This is a genomic window from Archangium lansingense (assembly GCF_026626635.1).
GTDB classification, from domain to species: domain Bacteria; phylum Myxococcota; class Myxococcia; order Myxococcales; family Myxococcaceae; genus Archangium; species Archangium lansingense.
In genome coordinates, this window is sequence record NZ_JAPNKA010000001.1 from 9,547,190 (window position 1) to 9,565,283 (window position 18,094).

Below are 18,094 nucleotides of genomic sequence, written 5' to 3' on the forward strand. Positions count from 1 at the left end.
ATGCGCACGCTCCTCGTCCTCCTCGTACTGGTGTGCTCGCTGTCCTTGACAGCGGTAGGAGCGGAGACCGCCAAGGCGTCGGAGCAGGTCCCTCCCGACCGGCAGGCGCTGGTCATGCTGCGAGTGCTGGCCTACGACCGCAACCTGCGCGAGCGCGCGTCCGGAACCCTCACCATCGCGGTCATCAACGGGCAGTCTTCGGATGGTGCGCAGAAACAGGCCGCCATGGTCGCGGCCCTGGGCAGGGTCGCCCAAGAGTCCACCGTCTCGGGGCTCCAGGTGAAGGCGGTGGCGGTGGATTACGCTGGTCCCGGAACGCTCGAGGCACGGCTCTCGGCCGCCGGTGCCTCCGCGATCTACGTGTGTCCGGGGCTGGGCAAGGAAGCCCTCCAAGCGATCGCCGAGGCCTCGCGACGCAACTCGGTGCTCGCCTTCTCCGAGAACGAAGCGGAGGTTGGCCTGGGGGTAGGAATCGCGCTCGTGCGCCGCGGGGCGCGGGTCTCCATCATCATCGATCGCTCCGCGGTGGCCGAGGCGGGGGCGGATCTCGCCCCCGAGCTCCTGCAGCTGTCCGAGGTGCGGGATTGAACGGCGCCGTCCTCCGACCCGAGGGCGGATTGCTGTTCCCATGAAGTCGCCACACCCTGTCCCAGGTGCGCGGGCTTCCCACCCGAGGGGGGCGGTGCAGGGAGGCGGGAACGATGCGCGGTCAACCTCGGCCATCAATCATTGCCGCGCTGCTGGGGAGCCTGCTCGCTACTGTCGCGGGGGCGGAAGAGCCCCCCTCCCCTCCTCTCGAGGAGCTGCCCCCTGGCGACATCGAGCGCCTCGATCTCGAGTCCTTGCTGGAGATTCCAGTCGTCTCTCCCACCAAGGAGGAGCAGCGCGGCGCGCGGACGCCCGCGGTGGTGTCCGTCATCTCCGGGGAGGAGATCCAAGCCCGCGGGTACACGTCACTGGCCGAGGTACTGAGCTCCGTGCCCGGGCTTTACGACGTCTACGACCTGACGACTCACAACATGGGCATCCGGGGCATCAACGGTGGAGCCCGGGCGAGCGGGAACGTCCTCAAGCTGATGATCGACGGACACCCGGTGGACTATCGGCCCACCACGGGAAACTTCTTCGGTGAGGAGCTGATTCCCCTCCAGCTCGTGGAGAGGGTGGAGGTCATCCGCGGCCCCGCCTCGGCGCTCTATGGCGCCAACGCCTTCCTGGGAGTGGTCAACGTCATCACCAAGAGCGGCGAGGCGCTGAATGGCGCCCAGCTGGTGGGCTACGGCGGGACGGTGCGTCAGCACCCGGGAGGAGGCGGGGCCCTCGTGCTAGGGGGCGCGGAGGGGCCCGTGGAGCTGGTGGCGGGCCTGAGCGCGTTCTACATCGATCGCTCGGGACTGGAGTTGCCGGCCAGCAGTCCCTTGCTGGAGGAGCCACGAAATCCGGTGGCGACACGAGGGCCTTCTCGCGACGACATCTCCCGACCTCGGAGCGTCTTCGCCAAGGGCTCGGTGGGGCTCGGCGGGGGCGGCCGGCTCAAGCTGCTTGCCTCCATCCAGAACCTTGATGCAGGGGGCGAGTTCCAGGACTTCGGGCCACTCAGCCATGGCACCCGGATCGCCGTCCTCAACCAGAACTATCGGCTGGCCTACGAGGTGGAGCCCTCCGAGAAGCTGTCGCTCGAGCTGACGGGCCACTATCTCCATGGCGCGCCCTCATCGGTCGAGCGACTGGACCTCGGGCGGCCCGACTTCGTTCTCCTCAGCAGCTCCGGCGTGGAAGGCTTCGGCGCATCCGCCGGGGGCCGCTGGGAGGTGCACCCGATCCTCATCCTCACCCTGGGAGCCGACTTCGTCTCCGAGGACCATCTGCTCCAGACCTTCGACCGCCTGCTGACCCAGGACGTGATCGCACCCGATGGAACGGTGCTTCGGCCCGTTGGCACCATCATCCCCGGCGAAGCGCATGGCGAGCGCCGCGTCTTCCGGAACGCCGGCGCCCTGGTGCAGGCCCTGCTCTCCCTCGGGGAAGACTGGAGTGTCGTTGCAGGAGGACGCCTCGACCTCCACAACATCTATGGCGCCAACCCCAGCGGCCGGGTGGGCGTGGTCTATGCGCCCCCGGAGAAGGCCCTGAGCGTCAAGCTCCTCTACGGCTCCAGCTTCAAGGCACCCAGCGCGGTCCAGCTCTACACCCAGCCCATGACGATTCTGGACATCCAGGGCAATCCCAACCTGGAGGCGCAGACGGCGCACACCGTGGAGCTGGCGGGCACCCATGGTCTCGCCGAGCTGGGGGAGCTGTCGCTCAACCTCTTCGCCCTCGGCGTCAACGGCCGGGTGGAGTTCGTCCAGAAGGGGCTCTACCTGCAAGCCCAGAACATCCTCCAGGAGTGGGTGGTCGGCGGCGAGTTGGAGAGCCGCTTCCAACCCACCCCCGCCCTGAAGTTGCGCCTCTCTGGCAGCGTGGCGCGCACCGTCTCCCGCTCGGCGGGAGTGCTGCTCACGGGAGCGCCGGAGATCCACAACCCGCTCTTCCCCACGTACCAGGTCTACCTGATGGGAGAGTACAAGCTGCCATGGGCGGGCCTGCTGGCCTCGTTGGAGCTCTCTCCGATTGGCCCGCGTGGCGCATCTCAGTCCAATGCCCTGCGGAAGGGGACCGACTACCAGGTGCCTGCGTACCTGTACACCGCCGCCGCGCTGTCCGTGCCGCAACTCCACCCCTGGGAGAAGTACTCGACCCGCCTCACCCTCCGGGTGAGCAACGTGTTCAACCGGCCCTGGGTGGAGCCAGGGTTTGGCGGCATCGATTATCCCCATCAAGGCCTGACGGCCTTCCTCACGGTGGTCCAGTCGCTGGGAAACCCATGAAACGCTCGGTCTTCACAGCATTGCTCGGGCTCCTGATGTCGGGGTGTGCTGGCGGCGGAGACACCCCAGAGGACACCCTCCGCATTGGCACCATCTTCTCCACGACTGGGCCGGCCGCATCGGCCGGTATCTCGAGTCTCGAGGCGGCAACCCTCGCGGTGGAGGAGATCAACGCGACGGGAGGAGTGCTCGGCCGTCCGCTGGAGCTGATCAACCGCGACGACAGGAACGACCCAGACAGGGGCAGAGCCGCCGCTCAGGCGTTGGTCGAGCTGCAGGTCCCGGTGATCATCGGAGCGCTCACGAGCGAGGCCACGCTCGCCGCCTCCGAGGTGTCCCGAGACGCCCAGGTCGTGCTGCTCTCATCCTCCTCCACCGCGTCGGTCCTCACGACCGCAGCCGACAACGGGTACCTGTTCCGGACCTGTCCGTCCGACATCCTGCAGTCCAGGCTCGTCGCCCAGCGAGCCATGGCGAAGTCCTTCAGGCGGGTGGCGGTCATCCACGTCCCGGGGGCGTATGGAACCGGTTTCGCGAGCGCCTTCGAGGCCGACTTCACGGCGCTGGGTGGCACGGTCACGGGTCTCGCGGAGTACGTCGAGGGCCAGACCAGCTATATGGATCTCCTGACGGAGGTCTACACGGGGAACCCCGAGGCCATCGTCCTTGCGGGGTACCCGGTCGAAGCCTCGCAGATCATCAGGGACTACCTGTCGAGCTTCCTGGTCCGAGGCACGTTCTGGTTCTTCACCGATGCGCTGGAAGACCCCGAGTTCATCACCGCGGTGGGGGCGAGCGGCTTCACCTTCGCGCACGAGGGAACCGGGCCGGCGGCCACCAACACCGCGCCCTATCGCGCCTTCCAGACCGCCTACAGAAACAAGTACGGAAAGGAGTCGATCCTTCCCATCGACACCACCGCCTATGACGCGATCTACCTCGCAGCGCTGGCGCTCGAGGCCGCCGGCCAGCCGGAGGGCAGCTCCGTCCGGGAGCACCTCACCGCGGTCTCCCGGGATGGGACCCCCTATGGACCAACGGAGTACCGGCAGGCGGTGGAGGCCCTCCGGGCCGGGCAGGACATCAACTTCGAGGGCGCCTCCGGACCGGTGGACCTCGATGCCAATGGGGACGTGGTGTCGCCCTACCATGTCTGGAGGATCTCGGGCGGACGTCTCGAGATCCTCGAGCCCTCGGTGAATCCCTAGGGAGCTTTTCCTTGTGGCGAGAGGTGCGCGCCCAGGCCGCCTACCGGCTCGTGGAGAGCCTGTGGACCAGCAAGACGCAGCATCTCTCGCGCTTCGTGGCGCTGCAGGCCCAGTACAGCCTGGTGGTGCGCGAGCTGGAGCGCGAGCATGTCTCGGTGTGTGAGCAGTACGGCCTGGGCATTCTCCCCTGGTCGCCCCTGGCCGGTGGCTTCCTGTCGGGCAAGTACCGCAAGGGCCAGCCCCCGCCGGACTCCTCGCGTCTGACCAAGTGGAAGGACCGGCTCGCCAGCTTCGACACCCCGCGGAACTGGCGAATCCTCGAGGCGGTGGACGCGGTGGCCGCCGAGCTGAAGGCCTCGCCCTCCCAGGTGGCCCTGGCGTGGCTGCTGCGCAAGCGGGCCGTCACCTCCGTCATCTTCGGCGCACGCACCGTGGAGCAGCTCGAGGACAACCTGAAGGCCGCCGAGCTGAAGCTGGACGACGCCCAGCTCAAGCGGCTGGATGAGGCCAGCGCCCTGGAGCTGGGTTACCCGTACGACTTCATGCAGCGCATCCAGGGCCGCTGGTAGCTCACGGAAAGCAAGGGCTTGGGGAGCCCAGGCCCCTGCGTCCAGACACGCTTCCGGTACCAGAAGTCGAAGGCCCCGGCGTAGCGCTGGACTGGAGCGAGGAGCGGAGCACGGGGTTGCGCAGCGACTCTAATACATGAACGCGCGCAGGTTCGTCCCCTGCTCCACGAACACCTTCAGGCAGCAGAGCATCTGCGACCAGCCCATGCAGTTGCCGTAGGAGGCCTCGAGTCCCTTGGGCGTCTTCTGCCATCCCGACTCGCTGATGCGCACCAGCGTCGCGTCTGGCCCGAGTGACTCGAACTCCATGCGAACATGGGTGTTGTAGTCGCCGTCGTTGGCCTTCCACTCGAGCGCTATCAGGCGATTGCGCTCGACCTTGCGCACATGCACGGGGAAGGCGCCGGGAAAGTCGGCGAAGTCCCACGTGACGGTCGTCCCTTCGTCGAGCGGGCCGCTCGCTCCGCCGGTCGTGAAGTAACCACTCAGCTTCTTCGGGTTGTAGACCGCGTCGAATACCTCGGCGACCGGCTTTGCGATCTTCGCGAAGACCTGGAACTTGAGGTCCAGCTCCCCCGCCGCCGACGTCGCGCTTCGCTCGTGCGCCATAGCTACCTCCGGAATTGGCTTGTTCACCTCCAAATATGTTATAGATTTATAACATGTCAAGCGGCGGCGATGACGACGCGGTCTTCAAGGCGCTCGGGGACTCCCGGCGGCGCGCGATGCTCGACCTGCTCAAGGAGCAGCCTCGGACGACCGGGGAGCTCACCGAGCACTTCTCGGAGCTCGATCGCTGCACGGTGATGCAGCACCTCGGCGTGCTCGAGAAAGCGGGGCTGGTCATCGCTAAGCGGCGTGGCCGGAATCGCTGGAATTACTTCAATCCGCTGCCGATCAGGGAGATCCACGATCGGTGGATCAGCCGGTACGCGGAGGGCGCGGTGGATCTGCTCGCGCGACTGAAGTCAGACCTCGAGGAAGGGGAGTAGGCGAGCAACGGCAGCTCGAGCTGGCGGGCCCGCCCGGGCTAGCAGCCAGGCGGGCCTGTGCCTCAGTTCATGCCCCAGCGCGCGGCGATCTCCTCACACGCCAGTTGCACGTCTCCCAGCCTCCGCTGCTGGGCCTTGGGAGCCACGAACACCTTGCCGGCGAACACGTCGAAGACGCGCACCAGCCGGTGGTCCACCTCACCCTGCTGCTTCAGGTTCTTCTCGGCGAACAACTGGAGCACCGTGGCGATGTACTGCCCGGAAGCCTCGTCCAGCGGCGTGTGCTTGGAGAAATAGAGCTTCAACAGCCCCGAGCGCATTGCCCCATGGCGGTCCACGCTGCGCAGGAGGAGCTCCGGCCGCACGTTGATGGCCACCCCCGCCAGCGCCAGCGGCGGCAGCCCCTCGTCCGCGGGACTGGCCACCGCGTGGGTCAGCGCCAGCTCACCCGAGGCTTTGAGGAAGTGATGGAGGGCTTCGGCGCACAGCGCCAGCCGGTGGGCGTCGAAGTCCGACTCGGGCGCTGCGTTGAGCAACCGGTGCTGGTGGTAGCGCAGGATGGTCTCGTCCCGTCCGCCGCAGAGGAACTCGACGATGGCCTGGGCGGCCTCCGGGTAGCGCAGGTACTTGGGGTCACACGGGTGTTTCTGGGCGTGAATGATGCGCTTGCGCAGCGCGGGCCGTGCGGTGAGGTACTGGCCCAGCTTGTTGACCGAGACGCACGGATTCTCACGGAGATCAGCCACGGAAGATCCTTCCCTACCGGTGTTGGGCATGTAGCAACACTACCGGTTGGGTCTGACATCTCCGGCACAGCCCCCCCTCCCCACGCCGTGGCGCGAGCTCGCTGGCCACTCGCAGGGAGGAATGGAGCAGAACGGCGCCGCGTCCTACTTCTTCGGGAAGTTGGGGTCGGCCTTCACCTCTTCGATCTGCGCGGTGTGCCGCTTGGAGTGCCCAGCCGTGAAGAGCATCCACTGGTAGCCGTCCATGTCGCCCATGGGCGAGGGGCCGCCGACGTGGCTGCGCAGCTCGCTCTCCGGCGTCTTCTTGGCCACATCGATGAGCTCATCGCGCTTGGAGTTGAAGGCCTTGGCGGCCTCCTTGGCCGAGGCGAACTTCCCCGCGGGCTGGAGCTTCTCGGGGGCCTTGTACTTGTTGGTCCGATCCGGAATGCCCTGGAGAAGCTTGTCATCGAGCCCCTGCGTCTTGGCCTTCTGCTCGGCGGTCGCTGGCGGCGACTTGAGGACGTTGTCCGTGATGTTCCCGCCGATCGACTGCTCGGACAGCGCGATATGCTCGGCCACCTCCGCGATCGACCAGCGATCCGGCGCGGGCTTGAACTTCCACTGTGCCTCCGAGAGCCCCTTGATGGACTTGAGGAAGTCCTGCTGGGTCTGGGTGAGGTACTCGACGAGGAACTTCGAGTCCTTCGGCGCCGCCTTCTCGGTGGCGGTCGGCTCGGCAGCGAAGACGATGGCGGGGAGCAGCACACTGAGGGCAAGCACGGCACGCTTCATGGTGGGGTACCTCCGATAAAGGGAGGCGCACCCATAGCTCAGCCGTCTGACAAGGAGGATGAACGGTGCATACCCCCATCTACTGGGTTGAAACAGGCGTCGCGGGGCGGCTCGGAATCATGGCGCGCCCGCGCGCCGGGGACTGGTTGGCCGATGAGGTGCAGGGCCTTCGTGATTCAGGCGTTGATGGGCTGGTCTCCCTCCTGACGCCGGAGGAGGAGGCCGAGCTGGGGCTCCAGGGTGAGCACCAGGCCTGTGAGAACGCTGGACTGAGGTTCCTCTCGCTTCCCATCGCTGACCGGGGCGTCCCACCGCGGGATGCGGCCACACTTGGCTTCCTTCGCCAGGTGCGGGACGAAGTTCGAGCGGGGAGCTCGATCGCCGTCCATTGCCGGATGGGCATCGGCCGCTCCTCGCTCGTGGCCGCGAGCGTGCTCGCCCTGCTTGGCGTCAATCCCGACGAGGCCCTCCAGCGGCTGGCGACAGCTCGCGGATTGCCCGTTCCCGATACAGAGGAGCAACGCCAGTGGGTGCTCCATCTGCCGCTCTAATCGAGGGGGGCGCTACCGCACCCGTTCGATCCGGAACTTGCGCCCCTTGATCCGCCCATCGCGCAACCGTTGGAGCGCCAGGCGCACGAGGTCCTTGGAGACGGCGACGTAGGCGTGATGATCGTGGATCTCAATCTTCCCGATGTCGGCGGCATTCAGCCCGCCAGCCTCTCCCGTCAAGGCCCCGAGGATGTCACCCGGCCGCATCTTGTCCTTGCGTCCGGCGGAGATGAAGAGCGTCTCCCAGGCCGCCTCCAGCGACGCCCCGTCCTTCGCTTCCGCCGGGGGCAGCGACTCCACGCTCGCGCGCTCCAGCTTCACGCCGGTGGCGCCTTCGAGGGTCTCGACCTTGCGCTCGTCTCGCGGCGTGGCGATGGAGATGGCCAGCCCCCTTCTCCCCGCGCGCCCCGTGCGGCCGATGCGATGCACGTAGGACTCGGGCTGTGAGGGCAGATCGAAGTTGATGACGGCGTCGAGCGCCTCCACGTCGATGCCACGGCCCGCCACGTCCGTCGCGATGAGCATCCGGATGCTGCGGTTGCGGAACTTCGCCATCACGCTGTCGCGCTCGCTCTGCTCCATGTCTCCCTGGAGACCGTCCGCCCCTACTCCGGCCGCGGTCAACGCCCGCGTCAGCTCGGCGACCGTTGCCTTGAGGTTGCAGAACACGATGGCCGAGGCCGGCTGGTACTGCCGCAAGATTCGCAGCAGCAGCGCCGTCTTCTCCTCGGGCTCGCAGACGTAGCAGAGCTGTTGGATGTCGGGGGCCGCCTCGGACTCCACCACCGTCACGCGTGCGGGCTGCTTCTGGAAAGTACGGCTCAGCGCCTCGATGTCCGGGGGGAACGTCGCAGAGAAGAGCACGGTCTGCCGCGTGGGAGGAGTCGCGCCGAGGATGCGCTCCATGTCCTCCCGGAAGCCCATGTCGAGCATCCGATCGGCCTCATCGAGCACCACGGTGGCGAGCTGCCGCGTCTCGAGTGACTCCCGCTGGAGCAGGTCCAGGATGCGGCCGGGAGTCCCAACGGCGATGTGGGCGCCCTTCTCCAGCGCGTTCACCTGGGGCCGGACAGGCTGCCCCCCCGCGAGCACGAGGACCTGGAGCCCAGGCAGTCTCCGGCCCAGCCGGCGGAGCTCTCCAGCCACCTGGGCACAGAGCTCGCGCGTCGGACAGAGCACGAGCGCCTGGAGCCGCCGGTGCTGGAGCCGGATCCGCTCCAGGATGGGAAGTGCGAAGGCAGCGGTCTTTCCACTGCCCGTCTTCGCCTGGCCCACGAGATCCCGGCCCTGCAACAGCACCGGGATGCTCTGAGCCTGAATGGGCGTGACGGTCTGGAAGTCCAGCTCCTCGAGGACCTGCAGCAGCGGAGAAGAGAGGGCGAGCGAAGAGAAGTTCATCAAGGTCTCAAGGGAACGGAACCGCGTCAGTTCTCCGGGACGGTCTCGATCCGGAGCGCCTCACGCGCGAAGCGGCTCATACGCTCCACCAGCGGCTTCACGAACTCGAGCGGGTGCCGGCCAGACCGGTCCGCCACCGTCTCCAGCTTCTCCTTGCAGCGCAGGTCGAGGCAGAGGCTGACGCCCACCCGGCGCTTGGAGTTCACGTCCGTGGTGAGCAACCCGATCTCGTCCGCCGAGCCGTAGGAGTGGCACCAGTCACACATGCAGGAGCCCGGTCCGCCGCCCTGCGAGTCGCGGCGGAAGGCGATGCCCACGGGCAGCCTGCTCCCCTGGGGAGGGATCACCAGGAACACCCGGGTCCCCGCCGGCTCGGTCCACGCCAGGTAGTCGCGGACGAAGAGCGGGAACTTGAGGCCCGCGGGAAGCTCGAGCGTCTTCCGGTCCCGCGGACGGAACGCTTGCAGCAGATCTTTCTCAGTCTCGATCCGGAACATGGTCATCTCCTCGTGCTGCCCCACCCCAGCCGAGGCTCACCCGGGGAGGACAGGGCCATCTGGGCGGCCTGCGCCTGTGCTCTCCCTTCATAAGGGCTTCAGTGGAGCGGGTGCACGCTCTCGGTGAGCACAGGTGCTCGTCGGGTCTGCTGGGAAGCGATCAGGACAGCAAGCCCCTGACCTGGAACGGAAACAGCCCGACCCTCATACGAGGAGCCGGGCTGGACACAGGAATACCCCAGGAAATTTCGGAGGGCGAAGGGGCGCCTCAAAAATCCTCGGGCTTGGGGGATTTGAAGTTCACGGCGAAGGGGTCGAACTTCTCGTCGTCGCGCTTCTTCTTCTCCGCTGGGGTGTTCAAGTACGGGTTGATCTTCACCCGGAGACCGAACACCTTCGGATTCTTCTTCGTCTCTTCCTGCTTCTGTCCGAACTGCTGGGTCTTGGTGGAGTCGCTCATACGCCACGAATCCTAGCATGAGGGAGACAGCTCCGGCTCCCACCGCCTCCCGTCGGAAAGGCTGGCGCGAAGGTGGAGACGAAGGCGCTGCCCTCCCCTCCCTCAAGACGAAGTGGGTGGTTCGGGAGAGAAACCACCCTCGATGCGCACCGCGTTGAACACTCCGCTACCGTGAGCCGAGAAAAGACACAGGCGCATGGTCCGAGTCGTGCGGAGACACAGGCAGCTGGATTCCTCCAAGTGGAACCCCCGTGCTAGGAGTCGGATAACCCCCATTTCCAGGTGATCCACATGCCCTCGACCCCCGAGTGGTTCATCGCACAACTCAAAGCAGACATTCAGGCACTTGGCGCCCAAGGCGGAATCCTCACCCCGTCCGTCTATGACACTGCCCAGGTCCTCCGAGACGCCCCGCCTGAAGATCCCCGACCCGCCGTCGAGTGGCTCATGCGCCAGCAGCGCCCGGACGGAGGCTGGGGCTCGGAGTTGATGCCGCTGGCAAGACACGTCCCGACGCTCGCGGCCGTGCTGGCGCTGCGCGGTAGCAGCGACACCCCGGAGAGCCGGAGGGCGGTGGAAGGTGGCATCGAGTTCTTCCGCCGCAACGCGGGGGTGTGGGCCTTCGAGGGTCCCCCGCCCGATGACATCCCCGTGGCTTCGGAGCTCATCCTCCCGCGGCTGATGGAAGAGGCCGCCTCGGTGGGAATCGAGCTGCCGCACAAGCCCTTCCAGTCCCTCAGCGCGCTCGGCAACCGGCGGCGGGGGCTGATTGCCCGGATGAAGCATCGGGCCGGCACCGCGCCCATCCACTCCTTCGAGGCGTGGGGCACCGAGCCCGACATGAATGTGCTCGATGGCTCGAAGGGCGTGGGCAACAGCCCGGCGGCGACCGCGCACTGGCTGCGGCTGCGCCGGGCCACCGCACCGGCTGGGTCCAAGGAGCTGCTCGGAGCCGAGGAGTTCCTGCGAGGGGCCGCGGAGGCCACTGGAACGGGCCTGCCGGGCGTGGTGCCCACTGTCTGGCCCATCGTGCACTACGAGCAGTCCTGGAGCCTGCTGGCCCTGTTCTCCACCGGGTTGTTGGAGCACCCGGGCCTGCGCGACGTCGTCCGCCCCCAGCTCGAGGCCCTGTACCGCGCGGTGCGGCCGGAGGGCTACGGCATGAGCGAGTTCTTCGTCTGTGACGGAGACATCACCTCCACCTGCCTCGCCATGCTGAAGGAGTCGGGCTACGCCGTGGATGGTGGCCTGCTGCAGCGCTACCAGCTGGCGGACGGGCAGTTCATCACCTACGCGCACGAGATGCAGCCGTCGGTGACGACGACCGCCCACGGGGTGATGGCACTGGCGATCCTCGGCCAGGACGTGTCGCGGCAGGTGCGCTGGCTCGCCGAGAAGCGGGGCAGCGATGGCCTGTGGAGGATGGACAAGTGGCACGCCTCCTGGCTCTACAGCACCTCCCAGGTGATGCTCGCGCTGTGCCGCGCGAGGGCCACCGAGGTCATCCGTCCCGCGGTGGACGGCCTGCTGCGAGCCCAGTCCGCCGATGGCGGGTGGGGCATGGCGCAGCCCTCTCTCCTGGAGACGGCCTATGCCGTCCATGCGCTGCGCGCCATGCGCAGCCAGGGCCTCTTCGGACCCGAGGTGAAGCAGGCCCTCCAGCGCGCCGCCCGGTGGATGGGAGCGCAGCAGGAGAAGGCCCCGGAGCAGCACGAGATGCTCTGGACGGGCAAGGAGCTCTACCGGCCCTTCCGGTTGGATCGCGTCTTCGAGCGCAGCGCCATGCTCGCGCTGGAGCTCGACCGGGACAGCCTGGCGGAGTGAGGCGGACGGGCCCCGAAGGGCCCAGGCCACAACGGAGGGCCCGCTACGACCGCGGGCCTTCCTGCCAGCCGTAGCCGACGACAACGCTGGAGACCTGCTCCGCCACGTGCCGCACTCGGGCGAGCACGTCGTCCGAGGCGCGCAGCTGGCTCATCGTCTGCTCCATGCCCTTGGACAGGTCGTTCACGGCCTCGAAGATCTGCGCGATGCCCACGTCCTGCTGGCCCACGGCGACGGTGATCTGCCGCACCGAGGAGGCGTTCTCCCGGACGATGCCGGAGATCTGCTGCACCTGGGTGCTGAAGTCGCGGATCTGCCGCAGGCTCACCTCCACGCGATCCGAGCCCTGATCCATGAGGTTCATGGTGGAGCCGATGGCATCGCCGATGTCCTGGAGGATGTCGGTGATGTCCCGAGTGGCCTTGATGGACTGATCGGCCAGCGTGCGGATCTCCCGCGCCACCACGCCGAAGCCCTTGCCCGCCTCGCCGGAGCGCACCGCCTCGATGGCGGCGTTGAGCGCGAGCATGTTGGAGCGGTCCGCCAGCCCCTTCACCAGGGTGGTGATGTGAGCAATCTGCCGGGCCCGCTCGTCCAGGGCTCGGATGCTCGTGGCCATCTCTCGCACCTGGGAGCCAATCTCCTGCATGCCCGACAGGCCCTCTTGGAGGGCATTATCACCGGAGATGCTGATCTGATCCGCCCGCTCGGTCTGCTTGAGGATGGCATCGGCCTTCTGCGAGGCGAGCACGGAGGTGTGCTTGATCTCCTGCGCGGTGACCTGGGTCTCCTGGAGGGCGGAGGCCTGCTGCGTCAGCACCTCCGTCTGGCGGCTCGTGGACTGCCCGAGCTGCTCAGCCGAGTCCCGGAGGGCCTGAGCGGAGGACTGCAGCGAGCCGGCGAACGACTTGAGCTGCGCAAAGACGCGCGCGGTGGTCGCCGAGAGATCTCCCACCTCGTCCGTGGAGACCCACTCCGGCAGCCGAGGCCTGCCCTGCACCAGCCCCTCCAGGGTGCGCTGGACACTGCGCGTGCCCTCCGTCTGACGCCGGGCCAGGAACCAGGCCGCGAGCGCGGCGCTGATCAGCAGGTAGGCGCCCACCAGGAGCATCGGCAGCACCGAGCTATCCAGGAGCATCTGGATGACCTGACGCACGAGGGGAGCCACCTCGGCCGGGCTCACCTTGTCGAGTCGGCTCATCAGCAGCTCATGGGCGTCATACGCCTGCCGCCCGACGATGGTGCCCATCGACGCCAGGGTGCACGCCACGAAGACGGCGAAGGCGTAGGGGAGGAACCAGGCCTGGCGGGGCCAGAGGAAGCCATACGACTGGGGCACCTGGCCGGGGTTCTTGTAGAACTCCGCGAGCGCGTAGGGCTGGAGGATCTTCTCGAACCAGACCCGCTCCTGCAGCGTCAGGAGCGCCACCAGCAGCCAGATGGTCGCCATGGCCCACGGAATGGTCCAGAGGCTTTTGCCGTGCCGCAACACGGAGAGCCCCACGAAGAGGCCCGAGGAGGCCAGCGTGGTGACGAGTGTGGTTGCGTCGATGATGCCCGGGACCTTGAGGATGCGCGACAGCCGCGCTCCAGGAGGCTCGCCCGGCACCACCTTCAGGGCGTTGCGCACGGTCACGTAGATGACGAAGTACGGGACGGCGACGCCCATCAGCGGAACGAGGATGGGCAGCAACACCTTCGAGACGTCGATCGCCTGCGCCTTGTCGAGCCCCGAGATGAGAATCATCAGGTACACCAGGGGAGGTGTCCCGAAGAGCGTGTAGATCTGCTGCGTGATGACCATCCGGCGGACGATCGGGCCGGTATCATACGAGAGGGGGCTAGAAGCGCTGGCTTGCACGGGCCCAGCATATGAGGCTCCGTACAGGCAGTGAACCCCTGGGGCCCACCCGTCCCTACTCGGGACGGTTGATGGTCACGAAGGTGAAACTCGGCGCCAACCGGAGCGGAACTTTCGAGCCATAGTAATAAGGAGGCACCCAGGCAGGCGCTCCCCTGCCCCAGGCGAGCCGGGAAGTGTTCGGAAGGTCAACGGTTACGATGGCTCCGCACCATGCCCAAGACCCCTGCTCGCCTGCTGCTGCCCCTGCTCGCCCTCATGCTGCCCCTGGGAGCAAGTGCCTTCTCGGTGCCAGATCACGAGGTGATGACCCGGGCCTCCGTTGACGCGGTGCTCGCGGAAGGCGGCCACCCCGAGCTCGCAGCCCACCGGGCCGCCGTGGTGGAGGGCAGCCGGGCGGAGGACCTGAACCTCCACGTCAAGTGGACGGGCTATCACCACTTCTTCCACCCAGGTACGTCGCTTGACTCCTCCTTCCGCAAGGACTCCGGAGCCCGCGTGCGCGCGCTGTGGGAGGAGGCCGAGGAGGCCGCGAGCAACGGGGACCTGGCGCGGGCCTTCGATCGCGTCGGCCACCTGGTGCACCACATCCAGGACATGGCGGTGCCGATGCACGTGGTGCCGGTGATGCACGGGCTGTCGGATCGATTCGAGCAGCACGCGGCGAGACAGGCGCTGTTCCCCGAGGGACGGCAGCTGGAGCCGCTCTCCGGGGCAGATGCCCAGCTCGCCCTGGCTCGGGAGACGCTGGAGGTGGTGCGTACGGGCTCGCTGCCCGTGGAGGGGGGTTCCATCCCCTGGAACGCGTTCTGGGCCGAGCCCTCCACCCGCGGGCCAGGGGCCTTCGGCGGTTATGGAGTGGTGGGGAATGCCTTCGACTCGAAGGAGGTGCGCTGGCAGGGACGGACGTGGAAGGTGGACCCCTCGGCGTATGACGACTTCGTGGACGCGCGGGTCGAGTCGGCCGTGGCCTACTCCCGCGCCTTCCTCCTTTATGCGACGCAGCGGCTCATCACCCTGGCCGAGGCTCGGGAGCAGGCCGCGAAGCCGCAATGGAAGCCCTCTCCGGTGATTGCCCTGGAGCTGCAGGGAGGAGCCATCACCACGTTGCGCGGCGCCGCACCGGTGGCGGGGGTGCGAGCCCTGTTTCCCCTCCCCCTGGCCATGGGGCTGTCGGCCAGCTACGTGCGGGCCCTGGCCCATCCGCTCACGGGAGGAAGTGGGGCAGGTGCCTGGTCACTCGCGCTGCTGTCTCCGCCATTGCTGACGGCGCAGCTCGGCTACTCGCGAGGGCTCGACCTGCGCGCCATGGTGGGCGCGGGCCTGTCCGCCCTGGGAGGCGGCCTCCACCCGGAGGTGCCCGTCGGCCTGCGTCTCCACACGCTGCTCGGCCGGGTCTCCCTGAGCGCGGAGGCGCAGTACCGCGCGTTCGCCCCCCAGTCGGCCCCCTGGGCGCAGGGCGTCACCTTCACCCTGGGGACCGGCTTCACCTGGGGCGACAACTAGGGACGCGGGCTCGCCCCTCGAGCCCGTCTACTTCTTGGTCGCGCCCTTCTTCTTGCCCTTCGCGTCCGCCGGCTTGCCCTGCTTCTGGAGCTCGAGGACGTAGTGGGTGAGCGCCCAACGATCCTGCTCGGTGAGGTTCGCGAAGGGGACCATCGTGCTCCCCGGAATGCCGGTGGTGATCGTCTTGAAGATCTCCTCCGGCTTGTTGCCCTTCTTGAAGGCCTCCGCCACGAAGTTGCGCGGCTTCGGCACCAGGTACATGCCCGCCGGACCGTTCCCCTCGCCCTTCTCTCCGTGACAGGACTGGCAATAAGAGGTGTACGCGGTCTTGCCCTTCTCGAGCAGTTCCGGTGTGGCCTTGGGCGTCTCGGCCCCCATCGCCGAGCCCGACACCACGACCGACAACATCAGTCCCATCCACTTCATGCTCATGAGTTCCTCTTCGGCTGCTGAATACCCCGGAGCCTCAGCGCATGGCGCGCTGAGACTCCCGGCCCTTCGTCGTCATTGTACCCGGGGCCCCGAGGTGGACCGCCCGGACCCGGGACGCTCCAGACGGGCCCGCCTCCTCGCGTGACGAGGAGGCGAGGGACCCGCCTCCCCGCTGACACTCACGCCTTCTTCTTGCCGGTCAGCTTGTGGTTGCTGATGGGCAGGCTGCGGATGCGCGTCCCCGTGGCGGCGAACAGGGCGTTCGTCACGGCCGGGGCGATGGGCGGCGTGCCAGGCTCTCCGACGCCACCCGGGGCCTCGCCGCTCTCGACGATCTCCACGGCGATCTCCGGCATCTCGTGGGGCGCCAGCATCGAGTAGTCGTGGAAGTTGCTCTGCTCGACGCGTCCGTTGCGCAGGGTGATCTGCCCGCGCAGCGCGGCGGACAGGCCGTAGACGACACCGCTCTCCATCTGGGCGGCGATGTTGTCGGGGTTGACGTACCGACCACAATCCACCGCGACCCAGACCTTGTGCACGGTGGGCTGACCCTCCGCGGAGACCGACACCTCGGCCACCTCGGCGACGATGCTCCCGAAGCTCTCCGCGATGGCGATGCCGCGGAACCGGCCCTCCGCCGGCGGAGTCTCCCAGTTCGCCATCCGGGCCACGGTGTCGAGCGCCTTCACGAAGCGCGGGTGCGACTTCTCCAACAGAGCACGGCGGTACTTGTACGGATCCTGCTTCGCCGCGTGCGCCAGCTCGTCGATGAAGCTCTCCACGTAGAAGGCGTTGTGGGAGGAACCGACCGAGCGCCAGAAGCCCACCGGCACGCCCGTGTCGACAGCGACGGTCTGGACGTGCAGGTTCGGGCACTCGTACTTCATGTCGGCCAGGCCCTCGATCGTCGTCATGTCGATGCCGCTCTTGGGGAGGCCGCCGAACATCGTCCAGCGCTGCATGATGGAGGGGCTGGCGATGCTCGCCGTGAGGGCCACGGGCAGGCCGTCCTCACCAAGCCCGGCCCGCATCTTCACGAGGCTGGCCGGCCGGTAGAAGTCGTGCTGCACGTCCTCCTCGCGGGACCAGATGAGCTTGACGGGCTTGCCCACGGCCTTCGAGGCCTCGACGGCCTGAAGCACCATGTCGTTCTCCGCCCGCCGGCCGAAGCCACCGCCGAGGTAGGTGGTGTGAACGACGATCTTCTCCTGAGGCACCTTCGTCGCCTGCGAGACGAGGAGCTTGGTGAGGGTATGGGACTGCGTGCCCACCCAGATCTCGATTCCGTCCGGCCGGACGTGCGCCGTGGCGTTGAGGGGCTCCATCGGCGTGTGGGCCAGGAAGGGCGTCGAGTACTCGGCCTCGAGCTTCACCTTCGCCGTGCCCAGAACCTTGGTGGCCTCGCCCTTCGTTGCCGCCACGGGGTTCTTCTTGCCGCCCGCCGCGGTGCGCAGCCTCTTCTCGATGTCCTTCGAGGACAGCCCGGCCGAGGCGCCCTTGGTCCACTTGGGCTCGAGGCCCAGGACGACCGTCTTCGCCGTGAACCAGCTGTCCGCGACGGCGACGATGCCACCAGTCACCTTCGCCAGCGACGTGCCCGCGGGCATGCCCTTGGCCAACGCCTCGAAGTTCGCGCACTCCCCGCCGAAGACAGGCGAGTGGCGCACCGCCCCGTAGCGCATCTCCGGCACGACGACGTCGATGCCAAAGATGGGCTTGCCCGACACCTTGGCGGGCGTGTCGAGCCGCTTCACCGACTTGCCCACGAGCTTGTACTCGGAGGGCGCCTTGAGCTTCGGCTCCTTCGGGATGGCGCTGGCGGGCAGCGCGGCGGCAGCGGCGGTCAGCTCACCAAAACCCGCCTTGCGGCCGGTCGCCGCGTGGACGATCTGGCCCTGCTCGGCGCGGCAGCTCTCCGCGGGGACGCCCCACTTCTGGGCGGCTGCGGCGGTCAGCATGTGGCGGGCAGTGGCACCGATGCGCTGGAGGATCTCCCAGGTGGTGCGCACGCTCATGCTGCCACCGGTGATCTCGAAAGGAGCGCCGGTGTAGTTGAACTCGACGTCCGAGGGGGCGGGCTCGACGCGAATCTTGCTCCAGTCGGCCTCGAGCTCCTCGGCGATGAGCATGGGCATCGACGTGAAGATGCCCTGGCCCATCTCGCTCTTGGCGACGTAGATGGTGATGAGCCCGTCCGGGGCGATGCGCAGCCACGTGTTGAGCCGCGCGTCCTTCGCCTCCAGCTTGCCCTCGGGGGCGCCGGCGGCGAACGCCTCGGAGCGGCGCATCGGGTTGGCGGGAAGGTGGAAGCCGAGCACGAGTCCCGCGAACGTCGCGGCGCCCGACTGCACGAAGAAGCGGCGGGAGAGCCCTGCCGGGTTGTTCGTCTCCTGGTCGGTCTTCATG

17 protein-coding genes are annotated in these 18,094 nt (G+C 67.7%); 8 read left to right on the plus strand and 9 right to left on the minus strand.

The annotated features are described in order from the left end of the window. The 4 genes from OV287_RS37790 to OV287_RS37805 all read left to right on the plus strand — a co-directional run bounded on the left by OV287_RS37790 (nucleotide 1) and on the right by OV287_RS37805 (nucleotide 4,647). Nucleotides 1–588 (plus strand): YfiR family protein, encoded by a 588-nt coding sequence (locus OV287_RS37790; RefSeq protein ID WP_267538894.1) that lies wholly within the window; start codon nucleotides 1–3, stop codon nucleotides 586–588. 113 nt (nucleotides 589–701) lie between these two features. Further along, on the plus strand, nucleotides 702–2,870 hold the full coding sequence (locus OV287_RS37795) for a TonB-dependent receptor plug domain-containing protein (protein WP_267538895.1): 2,169 nt from the start codon (nucleotides 702–704) through the stop codon (nucleotides 2,868–2,870). Then, a complete protein-coding gene (locus tag OV287_RS37800; RefSeq protein ID WP_267538896.1) occupies nucleotides 2,867–4,078 on the plus strand; it encodes an ABC transporter substrate-binding protein in 1,212 nt (403 codons plus the stop codon). Before OV287_RS37795 ends, OV287_RS37800 begins: the two co-directional genes overlap by 4 nt. 11 nt (nucleotides 4,079–4,089) lie before the next feature. Further along, nucleotides 4,090–4,647: an aldo/keto reductase gene (locus OV287_RS37805; RefSeq protein WP_267538897.1), complete on the plus strand. Its 558-nt coding sequence runs from the start codon at nucleotides 4,090–4,092 to the stop codon at nucleotides 4,645–4,647. 129 nt (nucleotides 4,648–4,776) lie between these two features. Here the strand turns inward: OV287_RS37805 and OV287_RS37810 are convergent, their stop codons facing one another. Further along, nucleotides 4,777–5,256 carry an SRPBCC family protein gene (locus tag OV287_RS37810; RefSeq protein WP_267538898.1) on the minus strand — a complete coding sequence of 160 codons (480 nt, stop codon included), beginning with the start codon at nucleotides 5,254–5,256 and terminating at the stop codon, nucleotides 4,777–4,779. Nucleotides 5,257–5,309: 53 nt separating this feature from the next. Here OV287_RS37810 and OV287_RS37815 point away from each other — a divergent pair, with 53 nt between their 5' ends. After that, entirely contained in the window at nucleotides 5,310–5,639 is a 330-nt protein-coding gene (locus OV287_RS37815) for an ArsR/SmtB family transcription factor (RefSeq protein ID WP_267538899.1), read from the plus strand. Between the two features lie 62 nt (nucleotides 5,640–5,701). On the opposite strand, the gene OV287_RS37820 is transcribed toward OV287_RS37815, so the two are convergent. After that, nucleotides 5,702–6,385 (minus strand): hypothetical protein, encoded by a 684-nt coding sequence (locus OV287_RS37820; protein ID WP_267538900.1) that lies wholly within the window; start codon nucleotides 6,383–6,385, stop codon nucleotides 5,702–5,704. Nucleotides 6,386–6,529: 144 nt separating this feature from the next. After that, nucleotides 6,530–7,159 carry a DinB family protein gene (locus tag OV287_RS37825; protein WP_267538901.1) on the minus strand — a complete coding sequence of 210 codons (630 nt, stop codon included), beginning with the start codon at nucleotides 7,157–7,159 and terminating at the stop codon, nucleotides 6,530–6,532. Between the two features lie 65 nt (nucleotides 7,160–7,224). On the opposite strand from OV287_RS37825, the gene OV287_RS37830 reads away from it, so the two are divergent. Next, complete coding sequence (locus OV287_RS37830) at nucleotides 7,225–7,710, plus strand: phosphatase domain-containing putative toxin (RefSeq protein ID WP_267538902.1); 486 nt, start codon at nucleotides 7,225–7,227, stop codon at nucleotides 7,708–7,710. Nucleotides 7,711–7,722: 12 nt separating this feature from the next. Here the strand turns inward: OV287_RS37830 and dbpA are convergent, their stop codons facing one another. The 3 genes from dbpA to OV287_RS37845 all read right to left on the minus strand — a co-directional run bounded on the left by dbpA (nucleotide 7,723) and on the right by OV287_RS37845 (nucleotide 10,065). Next, nucleotides 7,723–9,108 (minus strand): ATP-dependent RNA helicase DbpA, encoded by a 1,386-nt coding sequence (gene dbpA / locus OV287_RS37835; RefSeq protein ID WP_267538903.1) that lies wholly within the window; start codon nucleotides 9,106–9,108, stop codon nucleotides 7,723–7,725. 26 nt (nucleotides 9,109–9,134) lie between these two features. Continuing rightward, nucleotides 9,135–9,605, minus strand: coding sequence for an FBP domain-containing protein (locus tag OV287_RS37840; RefSeq protein WP_267538904.1), 471 nt, complete (start codon nucleotides 9,603–9,605; stop codon nucleotides 9,135–9,137). 268 nt (nucleotides 9,606–9,873) lie between these two features. Continuing rightward, a complete protein-coding gene (locus OV287_RS37845) occupies nucleotides 9,874–10,065 on the minus strand; it encodes a hypothetical protein (protein WP_267538905.1) in 192 nt (63 codons plus the stop codon). A gap of 291 nt (nucleotides 10,066–10,356) precedes the next feature. On the opposite strand from OV287_RS37845, the gene OV287_RS37850 reads away from it, so the two are divergent. Then, nucleotides 10,357–11,889, plus strand: a complete 1,533-nt coding sequence (locus OV287_RS37850) for a prenyltransferase/squalene oxidase repeat-containing protein (RefSeq protein WP_267538906.1) — start codon at nucleotides 10,357–10,359, stop codon at nucleotides 11,887–11,889. A gap of 43 nt (nucleotides 11,890–11,932) precedes the next feature. Here the strand turns inward: OV287_RS37850 and OV287_RS37855 are convergent, their stop codons facing one another. Further along, nucleotides 11,933–13,693, minus strand: coding sequence for a methyl-accepting chemotaxis protein (locus tag OV287_RS37855; protein WP_267538907.1), 1,761 nt, complete (start codon nucleotides 13,691–13,693; stop codon nucleotides 11,933–11,935). Between the two features lie 270 nt (nucleotides 13,694–13,963). On the opposite strand from OV287_RS37855, the gene OV287_RS37860 reads away from it, so the two are divergent. Beyond that, the gene (locus tag OV287_RS37860) at nucleotides 13,964–15,256 is read left to right on the plus strand and encodes a phospholipase C/P1 nuclease family protein (RefSeq protein ID WP_267538908.1); all 1,293 of its coding nucleotides are present in this window, start codon (nucleotides 13,964–13,966) and stop codon (nucleotides 15,254–15,256) included. A 27-nt stretch (nucleotides 15,257–15,283) separates the two neighbouring features. On the opposite strand, the gene OV287_RS37865 is transcribed toward OV287_RS37860, so the two are convergent. Together OV287_RS37865 and OV287_RS37870 are read right to left on the minus strand one after the other, a co-directional pair. Further along, a complete protein-coding gene (locus OV287_RS37865) occupies nucleotides 15,284–15,688 on the minus strand; it encodes a c-type cytochrome (RefSeq protein WP_267538909.1) in 405 nt (134 codons plus the stop codon). A gap of 179 nt (nucleotides 15,689–15,867) precedes the next feature. Beyond that, on the minus strand, nucleotides 15,868–18,093 hold the full coding sequence (locus OV287_RS37870; RefSeq protein WP_267538910.1) for a xanthine dehydrogenase family protein molybdopterin-binding subunit: 2,226 nt from the start codon (nucleotides 18,091–18,093) through the stop codon (nucleotides 15,868–15,870). Between the last annotated feature and the right edge of the window lies 1 nt (nucleotide 18,094).

Coding starts and splice junctions, on each gene's coding strand:
- OV287_RS37845 (WP_267538905.1), bottom strand. CDS start 10,065: ATGAGCGACTCCACCAAGACCCAGCAGTTCGGACAGAAGCAGGAAGAG.
- OV287_RS37795 (WP_267538895.1), top strand. CDS start 702: ATGCGCGGTCAACCTCGGCCATCAATCATTGCCGCGCTGCTGGGGAGC.
- OV287_RS37865 (WP_267538909.1), bottom strand. CDS start 15,688: ATGAGCATGAAGTGGATGGGACTGATGTTGTCGGTCGTGGTGTCGGGC.
- OV287_RS37815 (WP_267538899.1), top strand. CDS start 5,310: ATGTCAAGCGGCGGCGATGACGACGCGGTCTTCAAGGCGCTCGGGGAC.
- OV287_RS37800 (WP_267538896.1), top strand. CDS start 2,867: ATGAAACGCTCGGTCTTCACAGCATTGCTCGGGCTCCTGATGTCGGGG.
- OV287_RS37810 (WP_267538898.1), bottom strand. CDS start 5,256: ATGGCGCACGAGCGAAGCGCGACGTCGGCGGCGGGGGAGCTGGACCTC.
- OV287_RS37870 (WP_267538910.1), bottom strand. CDS start 18,093: ATGAAGACCGACCAGGAGACGAACAACCCGGCAGGGCTCTCCCGCCGC.
- OV287_RS37850 (WP_267538906.1), top strand. CDS start 10,357: ATGCCCTCGACCCCCGAGTGGTTCATCGCACAACTCAAAGCAGACATT.
- dbpA (WP_267538903.1), bottom strand. CDS start 9,108: ATGAACTTCTCTTCGCTCGCCCTCTCTTCTCCGCTGCTGCAGGTCCTC.
- OV287_RS37825 (WP_267538901.1), bottom strand. CDS start 7,159: ATGAAGCGTGCCGTGCTTGCCCTCAGTGTGCTGCTCCCCGCCATCGTC.
- OV287_RS37855 (WP_267538907.1), bottom strand. CDS start 13,693: ATGGTCATCACGCAGCAGATCTACACGCTCTTCGGGACACCTCCCCTG.
- OV287_RS37790 (WP_267538894.1), top strand. CDS start 1: ATGCGCACGCTCCTCGTCCTCCTCGTACTGGTGTGCTCGCTGTCCTTG.
- OV287_RS37840 (WP_267538904.1), bottom strand. CDS start 9,605: ATGTTCCGGATCGAGACTGAGAAAGATCTGCTGCAAGCGTTCCGTCCG.
- OV287_RS37860 (WP_267538908.1), top strand. CDS start 13,964: ATGCCCAAGACCCCTGCTCGCCTGCTGCTGCCCCTGCTCGCCCTCATG.